Annotated in this window: 6 protein-coding genes; 2 read left to right on the plus strand and 4 right to left on the minus strand. The window is 62.1% G+C overall.

What is annotated here, in order from left to right; genetic code table 11:
* Both WBR57_RS23600 and WBR57_RS23605 read left to right on the plus strand, forming a co-directional pair.
* The coding region (locus WBR57_RS23600) for a filamentous hemagglutinin N-terminal domain-containing protein (RefSeq protein ID WP_424087148.1) at positions 1-12326 on the plus strand (12326 nt) is incomplete at its 5' end.
* An 8-nt stretch (positions 12327-12334) separates the two neighbouring features.
* The gene (locus WBR57_RS23605) at positions 12335-12742 is read left to right on the plus strand and encodes a hypothetical protein (RefSeq protein WP_424087150.1); all 408 of its coding nucleotides are present in this window, start codon (positions 12335-12337) and stop codon (positions 12740-12742) included.
* Positions 12743-12880: 138 nt separating this feature from the next.
* Here the strand turns inward: WBR57_RS23605 and WBR57_RS23610 are convergent, their stop codons facing one another.
* Genes WBR57_RS23610 through WBR57_RS23625 form a run of 4 tightly spaced genes read right to left on the minus strand, consistent with a single transcriptional unit; the run spans position 12881 to position 16057 of the window.
* The gene (locus WBR57_RS23610; protein ID WP_424087152.1) at positions 12881-14095 is read right to left on the minus strand and encodes a pyridoxal phosphate-dependent aminotransferase; all 1215 of its coding nucleotides are present in this window, start codon (positions 14093-14095) and stop codon (positions 12881-12883) included.
* Positions 14092-14730, minus strand: coding sequence for an RraA family protein (locus WBR57_RS23615; protein WP_424087154.1), 639 nt, complete (start codon positions 14728-14730; stop codon positions 14092-14094). Before WBR57_RS23615 ends, WBR57_RS23610 begins: the two co-directional genes overlap by 4 nt.
* Complete coding sequence (locus WBR57_RS23620; RefSeq protein ID WP_424087156.1) at positions 14730-15392, minus strand: RraA family protein; 663 nt, start codon at positions 15390-15392, stop codon at positions 14730-14732. Before WBR57_RS23620 ends, WBR57_RS23615 begins: the two co-directional genes overlap by 1 nt.
* Positions 15392-16057, minus strand: coding sequence for an RraA family protein (locus WBR57_RS23625; RefSeq protein ID WP_424087158.1), 666 nt, complete (start codon positions 16055-16057; stop codon positions 15392-15394). Before WBR57_RS23625 ends, WBR57_RS23620 begins: the two co-directional genes overlap by 1 nt.
* Positions 16058-16131 lie beyond the last annotated feature (74 nt).

A 16131-nucleotide genomic window follows, 5' to 3' on the forward strand; every position in this document is an offset into this window, starting at 1 on the left:
TGGCGCAGGCGGATGGGATTGTGGTGAGCGCGCCGGGGACCACACTTGGCCAGGCAGGCAATGGCGTGCCCATCGTCAATATTGCTGCGCCCAATGGCAGCGGGCTGTCGCATAACCAGTTCAAGGACTACAACGTCGGCGCCAATGGGGTCATCCTCAACAACGCCACCGGCCGCACCCAGTCGACCCAACTGGGCGGGATTATCCTCGGCAACCAGAACCTCAAGGGCAACGCGGCCAGCGTGATCCTCAATGAGGTCAACGGCGGCAGCCCCAGCCAGTTGCGCGGCTATACCGAAGTGGCGGGGCAGTCGGCCCATGTCATCGTGGCCAACCCGTATGGCGTCACCTGCAACGGCTGCGGTTTCATCAACACCCCGCAGGCGACGTTGACCACCGGTAAAGCAGTGATCGAGAACGGCCAGATCAGTCGCTACCAAGTCGATCAAGGCAGCGTGTCCATCGAAGGCGCAGGCCTTAACGCCAACAACATCGACCGCTTCGAAATCATCACTCGTTCAGCCAAGCTGAATGCCGAGATCCAGGCCAAGAACCTGACGATCATCGCCGGCGCCAACGACGTTGATGCGAAGACCCTCAACGCCACTGCCCGTACAGCAGACCCGGCGACCAAGCCGCAACTGGCGATCGACTCCTCGGCCCTCGGCGGCATGTACGCCGGTGCAATCAAACTGGTCAGCAGCGAAGCCGGTGTCGGGGTAAAGCTCGATGGAAAAATGGCTGCCAGTGCGGGGGATATCCAGATCGCCGCCAATGGCGACCTGACCATTGCACAAGTGGCTGCCAACGGTGCAGTGAACGTAGAGGCCGTCAGCGCCAACATCCAAGGGCCAGCCTACGCCGGCACCACCCTGGACGTGAAAACCCAGGGCGATCTGACCAGTCAGAACAACCTTGTCGCCAAGGACCGCATCACCCTCACCAGCGGCGGCCAGTTGACTAACAACGGCATCATCGAAAGCGGGGTCAATGCCGATAACACCCGCAACACCAACGCCGATATCAGCATCAGCGCGCAGCGCCTCAACAACGCCGGCAAAAACATCGTTGCCAGCCGTGACCTCGACATCACCACCACCCAGACCCTGAACAACCAGGGCGGCACCCTCAGCGGACAGCGGCAGACCACCGTCACCGCCGGCACCCTCGACAACCAGAGCAAGGGTCGGGTGCTCAGCGCCGACCGCCTGACCTTGACCGCCGACAAGGCCGTGAACGGCCGGGACGGTCTGATCTCCAGCAACGGCAACCTGATGGTCAACGTCGGCGCATTGGGCAACCGTGGTGGGGAAATCTCCAGCCTGGCCGATGTCACCCTGAATGTCGCCAGCCTCGACAATACCTCCGGCTTGATCGCGGCTGACAAGGGGCTCAGTCTCACTGCCAGCCGCGCGATCACTAACCGTGACGGCACCTTGTCGGGTTCAACCCTGGCGACCTTGAAGGCCGTAAGCCTGGACAATACCCGCGGGCAGATCACCGGCGATCTGGGCTTGAGCATCGACCTCAGCGGTGCCTTGGATAACCACGGCGGGACCCTGGGGTCGGGCAAGGCTTTGACCCTGGCCGCCGCCAGCCTCGACAACCGCGCGGCGGGCACGGTGCTGGCGGCGGACGGCACGCTGAAGGCCACCGTTCACGGCGCGCTGGATAACCGCGAACAGGGCAAGCTGCGCGCCACCGGCAGCATCGAGCTGACCACCGGCAGCCTGGACAACCGCGGCGGCAGCCTGGCGGGCAAGGACCACCTGACCGTGCGCGCGGATACGGCGGACAATCGTGGCGGCCTGATCCAGGCCGACAAAGACCTCAAGCTGCTGGTCGATCAACTGGACAACCGCGACAAGGGCAACCTTGTCGCCAAGGCGGCTGCCGGCTTTGAAGGCACTCGCCTGGACAATAGTGGTGGCCTGCTCAGCGCAGTCGGCCCGGTCAGCCTCAAGGCCGGGGAGGTTGCCAACACCCAGGGCCGTATCGCCAGCCAGGGTGACCTCGACGCCAGCATCGACAGCCTCAGCCAGCAGGGCGGGGCGCTGGTGGCCCAGGGTTCCCTACGGCTGACCGGCAAGAGCCTCGACAACCGCAAGGGCGGCACGGTCGCCAGCACCCAGGGCCTGACCGTCAACGTCGAGCAGATCGACAACCGTACCGGCGAGCTGTCCAGCACCCACAGCAGCGTCAGTGTCAGCGGGCGACGTCTGGACAACAGCGATGGCGGCAAGCTGCTGACCGAGACCGATCTTGGCGTCGCCGTGGCGCAAGTGATCAACCAGAACCAGGGCCGGCTGTTCGCCAGAGGCCGCGTCAGCCTGAGCGGCAAGACTCTGGATAACAGCGGTGGCAACATCTCCGCCCTGCAGGGCCTGGATATCCGCCTCGATGGCGCGCTGCTCAACAACACGGGGTCGCTCAGCAGCGAAGGTGCGCTGGGCCTTACGGTCGGCAGTCTGGACAACACCGCCGGCACGCTCGGCAGTGCCGCCGACCTGTCGATCGACAGCCTCGGCGCGGTGCTCAACCAGGGCGGGTCGATCCTCACGGACCAGGGCCTGGTGCTTGCCAGCGGCAGCCTCGACAACAGCCAGAAAGGCCTGATCAGCGGCGAGGGTGCAACCCGCGTCACCACCGGTAACCTGGACAACCGCGAGGGTGGTCGTCTGACCAGTGGCGACCGCCTTGACCTGACCGCAACCCAGGTCAACAACGGCGCTTCCGGGCGCATTGCCAGTGCTAAGGACCTGACGGCCAACGTCACCGGCCTCGACCAACAGGGCGGCGAACTGTTCAGCAAGACCCAACTGAGCCTGGACCTGCACAACGGCCGCCTGGACAACAGCGGCGGCCTGATCAACGGCCCGCTGCTGGTGCTGAAGAACCTCGACGTGGTCGTCAACCAGGGCGGTGAAATCTCCAGCGCCCAGGCTTTTGCCCTGGCCGCGAAAAGCCTCGATAACAGCAGCGGCAAGCTGCTGAGCAACCAAGGGCTGACACTGCGTATCGATCAGGCGTTGATCAACCTCAAGGGGCAAGTGGCAGCGGCGTCTCTCGACAGCCGCAGCGCCAGCCTGGACAACAGCCAGGGCCTGATCAGCAGCCGGGGGGCGGTCGACCTGGGTGTGAGCGGGGCGTTCATCAACCAGGGCGGTACCCTGGTGGGCGACGGCGCTGTCCTGTTGACGGCCAACAGCCTGGATAACAGCAGCGGTGCCGTTTCCGCCAAGGCCGATGTCACCGCCAACATTGCCGCCCTGGACAACCGCAACGGCAAGCTGATCGCCAGCGGCGCGCTAGCCCTGAGCGGCGCCTCTTTGGATAACCGCTTGAACGGCCTGGTAGGGGCGACAAAAGCGCTGACACTCGATGTCGACGCTATCGACAACCGCGGCGGTGAACTCTCCAGCAGCGCCGATATCCGCCTGACCGGCAAGCGCCTGAACAACAGCGACAGCGGCAAGCTCCTTGCCGATACCACGCTGACCGTTGAAATGGCCGACGTGCTCAACCGCAACCTGGGACTGCTCAAGGGCAAGACCGGCGTTACGCTGGACGGTCAGACCCTCGACAACACCGGCGGCCAACTATTCAGCGACCAGGATGCACGACTCACCCTCGGCGCTGACCTCGACAACAGCGGTGGCCTGATCAGCAGCGAAGGCCGGCTGGACGTCAGCAGCGCCGGGCTGACCAACACGGCCGGCAGCCTGTCGAGTGCCGGCGCACTCAACGTCAAGGCCAACGGCGCACTGGGTAACCAGGGCGGACGCCTGGTCAGCGACAGCAGCATCAACCTGAACAGTGCCAGTCTCGATAACACCCGGCTGGGAGTGATCAGCGGTAAAGGTGCGGTGACTGTCACTACCGGCGCCTACGACAATCGCACCGGCAGCCTGAGCAGCAGTGACAACCTCACCCTGACGGCAGGGCAGGTCAGCAACCAGAGCGGCCGCATCGGCAGCGACAAGGCCCTGGTCGCCAGCGTCACCGGTCTGGACCAGCAGGATGGCAAGCTCTTCAGCAACACGGCACTGACCCTGGACCTGAACAACGGCCAACTGAACAACCAGAACGGCCTGATCAACGCACCGTCATTGCGCCTCAACAACCTCAAGGGTGTGAATAACCAGGGCGGTGAAATATCCAGTGCCCAGGCCTTTGTGTTGGCCGCCGACAGCCTGGATAACAGCAACGGCAAACTGCTGAGCAACCAGGCCGTGACCCTGCGGATCAACCAGGCACTGAGCAACCTCAAGGGCCAGATCGCCGCCGCCGCGCTCGATATCCGCAGCGCCAGCCTCGACAACAGCGGCGGCACCCTGACCAGCCGGGGTGACCTCGACCTGACCACCGGCGGTCAACTGAGCAACCGCGACCAAGGCCTGATCAACGCCGCCCAAGCCCTTAACGTCAGCAGCGCCGACCTCGACAACAGGGGCGGCACCCTACTGGGTGCCAGCGCCGTGACCCTCAACACCATGGCCCTGAACAACAGTGCCAAGGGCCTGATCAACAGCGGGGCCGGCCTGACGATCAACGCCAGCAGCCTGGATTCCGGCAATGGCGGCGAAGTCTCGGCCAAGGGCGATATCGACCTGAGCCTCGGCGCCTTGAACCAGAACGGCGGGCGCCTGCTCGGCGACCAAGCCATCCGCCTCGACCTCGCGGGTGGTGACCTCGACAACCGCAACGGCCTGCTCAAGGCCAAGGGTGCCCTGACCCTCAATCGTCTGCGTGACCTGTATAACCAGGGCGGCGAGCTCTCCAGCAGCCAGAGCTTCAACCTCACCGGCCGGACCCTGGACAATAGCGGCGGCAAGCTGATCAGCAGCAACCAGTTGGGCGTGACCGGCAACAGCCTGGTCAACCAGGGCGGCCTGATTTCCGGCTGGCAGGGGTTGGCCGTCAACGGCGCGAGCCTGGACAACCGCAACAGCGGCACGCTGTCCAGTCGCAGCGGCAACCTTGATGTCAACCTCAGCGGCGCATTGCTCAACGGCAATGCCGGTGCGCTGGTCAGCCAGCAGGCACTGACCGTCAACGCGGCCAGCCTGGACAACAGCGCCGGTATTCTTGCCAGTGGCGCGGCCCAGCGCCTGACCGTCAGCGGGTTGTTGAACAACGTCCAGGGCGGCTCCATCGATAGCGCCGCCACCCTGACATTGCAAGCCATGGCCCTGAATAACAGCGCCAGCATCAGCGCGCAACAGGCCCTGGATTTCACCGGCACCTCCCTGGACAACCGCAACGGTACCCTGAGCGGCAAGGCCGCAGTCAGCCTCGACCTGCTCGGCGCCTTGACCAACAGCAACGGCCAGCTCGCCAGCGGCGGACCACTGGTGATCAGCCGCAGCAGCCAGATCGACAACCAGGGCGGCCAACTCGTCAGCCAAGGAGCGCTGAGCCTGCTCACCGGCAGCCTGGATAACCGCAATCGCGGTACCGTCGCGGCCAATGACAACCTGGTGATCAGCAGCGGCGGTGCCGTACAGAACAACAGTGACGGCCTGATCTACAGCCAGAACGCTGGCGTGCGCGTCGACGCCGCGAGCCTCGCCAACGGCAAGGGCTCCCTGCAAGGGCAAGGCTCACTGAACCTGACGGTCAGCGGCGATATCGACAACCAGAGCGGCAAGCTGATCACCCAGAATGGCGACCTGAACGTCAGCGCGGCCAACCTCGACAACCGCGGCGGCACCCTGGCCAGCCTCAAGGGCGCCTTCGAAGCCCATGTCGTCGGCGTGCTGAAAAACGCCTATGACCTGGGCAACAACCGCCAGGGCGGCATCATCCAGGCCCAGCGCCTCAACCTCAGGGCGCTCGGCGGGATCGACAACTACGGTGGGCGGATCGCGGCGCAAAGCGGCGATGCCGTGGTCACCACCGCCGACTTCGACAACCGCAATGGCGGCCTGTACGCCCAGGGCCTGGTGCAGGTCAGCGGCAACAACTTCGACAACAGCGGCGATAACGACGGACAAATTGCCGGCCAGCGAGTCGACCTCAGCCTTAACGGCGCGCTGAACAACCGCCAGGGCGTTATCGAAAGCGACAGCAGCTTGAGCGTGCGTGCGGCCAGCCTCGATAACCAGACCGGGCAGATCCGTGCACTGGGCACCAGCGGCAAGACCGACTTCCAGATCGGCGGCCTGTTCGACAACCGCAACGGCAAGCTGGAAACCGCCAACAGCGACCTGACCCTCAATGCCGGCAGCTTCCAGAACCTCGGCGGCAGCCTGTTGCACGTGGGCAACGGCACCTTTGATATCAGTACCGCGAATATCACCAATGCCGGCGGCAGCCTGTTAACCCGTGGCGGCCTGACCCTCACGGCGGACAGTTGGACCAATAGCAGCGTGATCCAGGCCGGGCGCCTGACGGTGAACGTCAACACCCTCAACCAGACAGCGGGTGGGCAACTGCTGGCCTCGGACAGCCTGACCGGCACCGGCGGCAATTGGAACAACGATGGGCTGATCGCCAGCGACGGCACAGCCAACCTGACCCTGGCCGGCACCTACGGCGGTAACGGGCGCTACAGCAGCGTCGGCACCCTCGGCCTGAGCGCGGCCCAGGTGAACCTCGGCACTGCCACGACCATTGCCGGTGGTGGCGATACCACGATCAATGCCGGAGGCTTGAGCAACGCCGGGCGTCTGACGTCCAACGGATCCATGACGGTCACCGCCAATGGCATCGGCAACACCGGCACGCTGGGCGCGGCCCAGGACCTGACGCTGAAGACGCCGACCCTGGTGAATGACCACGGCCTGATCTTCAGCGGCCGCAACATGGGCCTGCTGGTCAATGACTTCACCAACGACAACGGCGATGTCTACAGCATCGGCAACCTGAACATCTCGGGCCTCAATGGCGGCCGCGCCAACAGCGTGACCAACCTGGCGTCCTCGATCAATGTCGACGGGGATTTCTCGCTGTCGGCCAACAGCTTCAATAACAAGACCGAGGGGGTGATCGGCCAAGAGCGGCTGGTGTCGGGCGATATCACGTTTAACGGCGGCACGTTTTATATCGCTGAAAACTACACCTCGGAATCGACCATCAGCGGCGCGCGCGCGAGCCTGGCGGTGGCCGGAAACATTGATGGGGATGTCGGTCGTTTTTCCAACACCGCTTCGACGATTTCCGCCGGCCAGAATATTCGCCTGAACGTGGACACCTTCGAGAACCTGGGGTTGGAGGCCGGTAACTTCACCCGTAACCGGGTCTATACCGGCGTGCGCAATATCTTCGATAGAAAAACTTACGCGAACGCAGCGCTGGACGCCTACGCGCAACGATATTCCCAGTACGTTTACCGATACCAGAAGAGCGTGCATGAACCCGACAAAGGCGGGACTCACATTGAGCTCAACGATTACGGCAAGCAAAAAACCACAACCGTGAACACCAAGTTTGGCCAGGGACCGGATGTGGCCATTCCCGCCGGCATTCTCGCCGGCACGCTGAGCAGCGATAACAAAGTGTTTACCGCCGGTGGTGGCAGTGTCGCTTCGGTGGTCCAGGCTGGCCAGGCGATACAGATCAACGCCAAGAACACCATCGACAACAGCAACCTGCACGCCAATACCCAGTTCTCCGGGACGACGAAGAACGCGACCGGCACCCAGGTCGGCAACGCGGCCAAGCCGACGGTCGTCTACCTGAACCCACAACTGCCGCCGAACCTGTCCCAGCAGCGGGTGGACCCGGTGGCGTCGCGGGGGTTCAGCCTGCCGGACGGACAAAACGGTCTGTTCCGCCTGAGCGGGCAGGGCGCGTCTGCGACCCAGGCAAGCCAAACCAGTGCCGGGCCACAGAGCTGGAGCATGGGCAGCGCGACAGTCAGCAGTGCCCAGCGCCAACAGGGCGCGGATGACGTCCAGGCGCGCAACCTGCAGTTCAGCGAGGCTGCGCGGATCGCCGCGAGCACTCTTCAACTCGAACAAAGTTCCCGCCAGGCCACCGGCGCCGGGGTTTCCGGCAGCGTGATCAGTGTCAGTGCGCCGGGCGATTCCGGCAGCGTCCAGCTGCCGGGGCAGGGGGGCGTGGTTTCCACGGTGGGCAGCCAGGTCATCAACCGCGTGCAGGGCCTGCCGGACACCTCGGGCAGGTCCAACCCGCAGAAGTACCTGATCGAGACCAACCCGGTGCTGACCGACCTCAAGCAGTTCATGAGTTCGGACTACCTGCTGGCGAACCTCGGCTACAACCCTGATCAAAGCGCAAAACGCCTGGGCGATGGTTTCTATGAGCAGAAGCTGATCCAGCAGGCGGTGGTCGAGCGTACCGGGCAACGTTTCATCGATGGCCAGACCTCCGACGAAGCGCTTTACAAGTACCTGATGGACAACGCCATCAAGAGCAAGCAGCAGCTCGACCTGTCGGTGGGGGTCAGCCTGACGTCCCAGCAGGTCGCGGCGCTGACCCACGATATCGTCTGGCTCGAAGAGCATGAAGTGAATGGCGAGAAGGTCCTGGTGCCGGTGCTCTACCTGGCCCAGGCCACCAATCGCCTGGCGCCGAACGGCGCGCTGATCCAGGGCGCGGATGTGACGCTGATTGCCGGCAAAGACCTGAATAACGCCGGTACGTTGCGGGCCAGCAACAACCTTTCCGCGACCGCGGGTAATGATCTGGTCAACAGCGGCTTGATCGAGGCCGGTAACCGCCTGGATCTGCTGGCGGGTAACGACATTATCAACAAGGCGGGCGGGGTCATCGCTGGGCGCGACGTCACTATGACCGCAATCGCCGGCGATGTGATCAACCAACGCACGGTGGTGGGTAATGACGTCAATTACAAAGGCTACAGCGGGCACAACGAGTATGCCGACAGTGGCGCTCGCATCGAGGCGGCGAATGACCTGACCATCAAGGCCTCGCGGGATTTCGTCAGCACTGGCAGCACATTGCAAAGCGGCGGTGACACAACGATCACCGCAGGCCGGGATGCCTTTATTGCCGCCGCTGAGCAGCACAACAGCGTGGCGGCCGGCGTCAAGAGCAACAGCGTCACCCAGTACGGCTCGGATGTGAGGGTGGGGCGTGATCTCTCTGTCCAGGCCGCGCGTGATCTGGCGGTGGTTGCCAGCCAGATAGAAGCAAATCGGAACATCGACTTTGGCGCCGGCGAAAACCTTACGGTGACCTCGGCTGCCGACGAAAGCCATTCGTATTCCAAGTCGAAGAAAGTCACGAAGCAGGAAGACCACGTCAAACAGATTTCCAGTGTCGTGAGTGCCGGACAAGACGTAACTTTCAGCGCTGGAAAAGATATGGCGCTGATCTCGAGTCGGATCAATGCTGGCAACGAGGCCTACCTGGCGGCGGTCGGGCAACTGGATGTGCTGGCGGCCCAGGACACGGATTACTCGCTGTATGACAAAAAAAGCAAGGGCAGTTGGGGGCGCAAGCAGACCAAGCACGATGAGGTGTCAAAGACCACCAATGTCGGCACCCAGATCACTACGGGGAGTGATCTGACCCTGATCAGCGGTGGCGATCAGCGTTATCAGGCCGCCAAACTCGAAAGCGGCGCAGACTTGATACTCAACAGTGAGGGGGCGATTACCTTCGAGGGTGTCAAGGACCTGAGCCAGGAGAGCCACGAGAAGACCAACAACAGCCTCGCGTGGAATTCCTCGAAGGGCAAGGGGCATACCGACGAAACCCTGCGTCAGAGCGAGTTGATCAGCAAGGGCGACCTGGCGATCACGGCCGCCAAAGGTCTGCACATCGACATCAAGCAGATCGATCAGAAGACGGTCAGCCAGACCATTGATGCGATGGTCCAGGCCGACCCCCAACTGGCCTGGCTCAAAGAAGCCGAGCAGCGTGGCGATGTCGATTGGCAGCGCGTGAAAGAGGTCCACGACTCCTTCAAGTACAGCAATTCCGGCATGGGCATGGGGGCAATGCTGGCCGTGGTCATTATCGTCACGGTAGTGACGGCGGGGTCGGGGACGGCCGGTGCCGTTAGCGCCGGCGCAAGTGGCGCCGCGACAGCCGTGGGCATCACTGGGACCACCGCCGCCGCGATCGGTGCGGCCGCATCGGCAGCCTACACCGCTGCGGTGGTCCAGTCGGTGGTCAGCACGATAAACAACAAAGGCAATCTGGGCGCAGTCCTCAAAGATGTCACCTCGACAGAAAGCCTCAAGGGGTATGTGACCAGTGGGCTGGTTGCGGGCTTCGCATCCGGTGTCCTGGACAAGGCGTTCGGGGTTTCCGCCGAAAATGCCAGTAAAGCGACCCACGGCTTTGAACTGGCCAGTACCGATGGCCTGACCAAGTTTGTCGGCTACACCTTGGCTGAAAAGGGCTTTGGCGCGGTTACCAATACCGCGATCAATGGGGGCAGCCTCAAGAACAATCTGGCCCAGGCCAGTATCAGTGCGGCGGCGGATGTCCTGTCGGCCTCGATCTATAACCGCTTGGGTACCCAGCTGGAATTCACCGGGATCCCGGCCAAAGTCGGCGCACACGCGATTGTCGGTGGCCTGATCGCGGAAGCGGCCGGAGGCAGCTTCCGGACTGGGGCTTTGGCAGCCGGCGCCAATGAGGCCTTTGTTGCCTCGGTCGGCGACAAGATATTCGTCGGCGACATGCATGATCAACTGCTGGCGATGACCTCGCAGTTGATCGGCGTAACGGTCTCGGCAGCGGTCGGCGGCTCTGACAAACAACAGGAAGTGGCGGGCTGGGTCACCCAGCAGGCTACCAAGTTCAACAGCCTCGATCATCCGACCGCCGAACGCCTGCTCAACGAGTTGAAGGCCTGTAAGGCCGGTGGCAATTGCACCGAGGCGAAACAGCGCGACCTGATCGGCAAGTATGAAAAAATCTCGGCCGAACGTTCGCAACTGATTGACTTGTGCGAGACCAGAGCCTGTGTAGAGGGGTTGAAAGCCAACACCATCGCTATGGACGACCCGGTTGCACAGGAGTTGCTCGCGTTCTACCGGACCAAGGTCTCCTACGATATGCCCGGGATGCTGGTGGGCAATCCAGGGTTGATCGCACAACAGGCCCAAGGGTATGACCTTTGGGGCAATACCTATGTGACCGACGACCAGATCATCACGGCCAAGTACATCAAGGAAGGCTGGTTGACGCCCGCCGAGAGCGCCAATCTCAAGGAGTGGGAGAACAAGACCTCGTGGCTGGACGATGCGGCTGGACGTACGCTCAGCGTGGCCGAAAGAGCCGCCATGATCAGCAACATGGGGACTATGTTGCTGACCGAGGGGTGGGGCACCAAGGTTGTTGCGGGTGTCGGTAAAGGCGGGAAGACCGGCAATGGCGTATCGAAGGATGCCGACAACTTCGGTATGAATCCAGGTCCTGGGAAAGGACCGTGCTGCTTCGCTGCCGGCACTATGGTCGCCACCCCTTCGGGCGCCAAGGCGATCGAAACGCTCAACGTTGGCGATATCGTCTGGAGCAAGCCTGAAAACGGAGGTGAGCCATTTGCGGCGGCCATTCTGGCGACCCACAAACGCTCCGACCAGCCAATCTACAAGCTCAAACTCACGAGCATCCGTGCAGAGGGTGCGGCTGAGAGTGAAACGCTATTTGTAACGCCCTCGCACCCGTTCTACGTTCCGGCAAAACATGACTTTATTCCGGTTATTGATCTTGAAACGGGTGATTTGCTGCAGTCTCTAGGGGATGGTGCAGGCGAGAATGTATCGACCCGGGTCACGTCGCTGGAGCTGTTTCAACCGCAAGGCAAAACCTACAACCTCACGGTCGATATCGGTCATACCTTCTATGTGGGCAAACTGAAAACGTGGGTGCACAATACCGGACCGTGCCCGATTAACCCGGTTTCGGGCGGTAGTGCAAATGCCGGTGGAGCCGCGCTGGAAACTACCAGACCCGTTGCTGTCAGCGGGAGTCGACCCATCGACAAAGCGCAGAGCTACGAGGGCGGGGTGCGCGGAATGTATGGTGGTACTAACGCATTTGACGAGCGTCAGTTCAGAACCGTGGTGGATGGAAAAATTGTCAACGGTGTGGCCGACGATGTTGCGGTTATCGGCGGTAAGAGAACCGCGATCGAAGCAAAGTTTGTCGATGATTGGAGTGGCTCGCTACGTAATCCGGCAAGCTCGGCAGGCTCCAAGCCTTGGTCGGTAGCGGAGCAGACGAAAATGGTGGATCAAGCGAAGAGGTATTCTTCAGGCTTTGATGGCGGCGCTATTTATCATACGAACAGCCCAGAGTTGGCCAGTTATTACTCAAAAATATTTACCGATGCGGGAATAAAAAACATCAAGTTTGTCATTACCCCAGCGGCTAAGTGAGGCACGTAATGAGCAGTGATCGGGAAGCGTTGGAGAAAATTCTGGGCGGCGCCATTGAGCAGCGTGGACAGCGTGCCGTACCCGGCTCAAGTCCCGTTGAGGGCGTGGAGTTTGTTTACTACGAGGATGATGGGAAGAGTAAGCCAAAGAAGCAGTTCAACGCGCTTCTGGACTCGGCAGGCGTAATAAGGGCCACCAGCGGTGGGGTTGTGTCTGACAGTTGCAACATTTATCTGCCGGAGGGGCTCCAGTTCCATGCGCTCTCTTACCACGGTGATACAGAGGGCTGGCGGGAGGCAGTTGAGGCAGGAGCAAAGGCTCGTGGATTACTCCTTGCTCGAATTGACGGCGATCAGTTCATTGTGTCCGATGGGCGCTCGATTGCCCTGTCAGAGTGTAAGGTGGAATTCCCTTGAGTCTGTTTATCCGTCCCTCAGGTTTGCCCTGAGCGTGGCAACCCACTGCACGTGCATGGGGATCCAGAACCTCCCGCTTCAATTGGCGGGGGCCAGCCAGGCAACGGCGATAGCCACGCATTATGCGAAGGGAAATGCTTAACGTAGCGAGGTGCAAAAGGTACGGATCGCCTCGCACGCCCGGTTCAATGAAGCGTCATCCAGGGCGTAGGCGATGCGAATGTAAGGGCCAAGACCAAAAGCGCTGCCCTGCACTACGGCCACATTCGCTTCGTCGAGCAGTGCATGCGCGACGTCTTCGTCAGTATGCAGCACCCGGCCAGCCGCTGAGGTACGCCCGATCAATCCGAGACAGGAAGCGAACGCGTAGAACGCCCCAGCTGGACTGACGCATTCAAGGCCTGGGGTGTCGTTGAGCAGCGCCACCATCCAATCGCGACGATTCTGGAATGCCACCCGGCTTTCACGGATGAAATCCTTGGGACCTTCCAGCGCGGCGAGTGCGGCCTGCTGCGATACAGAGCTGGCGCCGGAGGTTTGCTGACCTTGCAGCTTCTCCATGGCGTCCAGCAGCCAGCGTGGCCCTGTGGCGAAACCGATGCGCCAGCCGGTCATGGCATAGGCCTTGGACACTCCGTTCATGGTCAGGGTACGCGGTGCCAGTCGTGGTTCAACCTGGGCCAGGGTGTAGAACGCTTGATCGTCGAAGATCAGGTGTTCGTAGATGTCATCGGCCAAAATCAACACGTGTGGGTGAGCCAGCAACACCTCAGCCAGGGCGTGCAGTTCTTCCTGGCTGTACACCGCGCCGGTCGGGTTGGACGGCGAATTGAGGATCAACCAGCGCGTCTGCGGTGTGATCGCTGCGGCCAGCGCCGAGGGCGTCAACTTGAAACCGGTGTCGGCCTCGCAGGTAACGATTCGGGCTTCACCACCACAGAGTTGCACCATTTCCGGGTAACTGACCCAGTACGGCGCTGGCACGATGACTTCGTCGCCCTCATTGAGCGTCGCGGCCAAGGCGTTGTAGATCACCTGTTTGCCACCGTTGCAGACGAGGGTGTCTTGCCAGGTGACGTCCAGGCCGTTCTCGCGGCGGAACTTGGCGGCCACCGCTTCTCGCAGTGAACGTACCCCGGCGACCTGGGTGTAGCGGGTGTGGCCGTGTTCAATGGCCTGAATGGCCGCTTCGCGCACATGCTTGGGTGTATCGAAATCCGGCTCGCCGGCGCACAGCGAAATAATCTTCGCGCCTTGCGCCCGGCGCTCTGCCACCCGATCCATGATTCGGTATGTCGCGGACGGCTGCGCATTGACCAGACGCTGATTCAGACGCTGGATATCGGCGCTCATGCGCGAGTTCTCCACTCAGTCAGGTTCATCAGTTCCAGGGTCGAACGGCCCTCGGTCAACGCCTGCATCATCTGCGCTTCCTTGTCCGCCCGCGCTTCACCTTCTGCCAGGGTGCGTGCGGCATCCTCCTTGGGAATGATGATCACACCATCATCGTCGGCCACCACCCAATCGCCCTGTGCCACGTATGCACCGTTGAAATTGAACGGTCGGCCCACCGAAGGCGCACTGGCCTTGACCGTGCCTTTCACTGAAATGCCGCGGGCAAACACCGGGAACTGGCGTTTCTTCAGGGCCGCAATATCGCGTACGCCACCATCGATCACCAGCCCGACCACGCCAGCCGCTTCGGCCGCCACGGTGAGCACTTCACCCCAGTAACCAGCGATGAAACTACCCGTCCCGACGACCAGCACGCTGCCACGGGGCACTCGTTCCATGGCCAGGTGCAGGGCGAGGTTATCGCCGGGTGAACATTCCAGAGGGTAAGCGGGGGCGGAGATGAAGGCACCGTCCCAGATCGGGCGGATTGCACTGTCAACCGCGCAAGGCAGATGGGAGGCTTCATACAGCGTCGAGCTGCCCAGCACTTTTGCCCGAGCGTGAGCATCCAGGGGGAGGGGGAGCATGGTCATCAGACTTTCCTCTGCAGGCTGTGATAACCCAGTGCGGTCCGGGCTTCTTTAAGGGTTTTGCCTTGGCTGATCAGGGCGCGAATGTCGGCTTCGACCCGTTCGATTTGACGGGCACACGCGGCCACTTCAGCTGCGCGAGCCCGGGGGACAACCACCACACCGTTGGCGTCAGCGACCACGATGTCGCGGGCACAGACCCGGACGGTGCCGATGGACACCGGCTGGTTGACCGATTGAACCTGCACCCGATCTTTACCGGTGCGCATGAAACGGCCTTTGCTGAAAATGGGGTAGCCATCGCCCAGCGCTTTGTTCACGTCACGGCAAACACCATCGATGACTGTGGCTGCGATCTGCCGAGTACCGGCGTACTGGGTCATGATGTCGCCCCAGACGGTGCAGTCGGTGCGACCGCCGTTGTCGATGACCACCACGTCGCCGGGCGCGACGTCGTCGATGAAATCACCCACGGTGCCGGGTGGTACGCTGGCCGTCACGTACTGGACAGTGAAAGCGGGACCGACGATGACTTTGCTGTAGTTGTCCAGTGGCGCCACACCGAGGCATTGGCCGGGCAGGCCGAGTTTGTCCAGCGCATCGGAAACACCTGGGGTGTCGAGGCCTTCAAACAAGGCGACCAGTTCTTTGTCTTCGATACCCATCAGGCGTGCTCCACGTGGATCGCTTCGAATTGGGTGTCATGCATCACTTCGGCGACCGAGCGACCGCTGCGGACAGCCTCGACCATGCCGTCCTGGCGGCGGGCGATACGCTCGCCAAGGTCGAGCACTTTCTCGATATAGGCTGAGGGCACGAACACGGTGCCGCAGGTATCGGCGATGACATAGTCGTTCTCGCTGACGTCGACGCCGGCCACGTTGATGGTGACGGCGGCATCGATCTGCACCACGCGATTGCGGGCGCTGATCATGGTCACGCCGCGGCCATACACCGGGTAGCCAATTGACGCGCTGCCGTCGATGTCGCGGCTGAAACCGTCGATTACCGTGCCGCGCACTTTCTTGCTGGCCGATGCATTGGCGAGGATATCGCCCCAGCAGGAGATGCCTTCGATTCCACCGGCGATCACCAGCACACGATCATCGCTGTCGATCTGTTCCACCACGGGGGTAATCAGGTGCACAGTGGGGACGTTGTCGGATTTAGGAGCCAGCAGCACGGTGCTGGCGCGGCCGACAATCTTTGGGCAGCTCCACAACGGGCGCAGCCCAACAGTGGCACCCGGCAAGCCGAGGAAGTCGAGCGCATCGGAGACCGTGTTGGTATCCAGCGCCGCCAAGCGATCGAGCAAACGCTTATTGATCATGGGAAAGCCCCAGTGGTGACGGAGGCGCCCAGTGTCGGCGAGGCAGTTTGATAGGTATATTACGAATCACAGAT

The organism is Pseudomonas sp. (genome assembly GCF_049590575.1).
In the GTDB taxonomy this organism is placed as follows: Bacteria; Pseudomonadota; Gammaproteobacteria; order Pseudomonadales; family Pseudomonadaceae; genus Aquipseudomonas.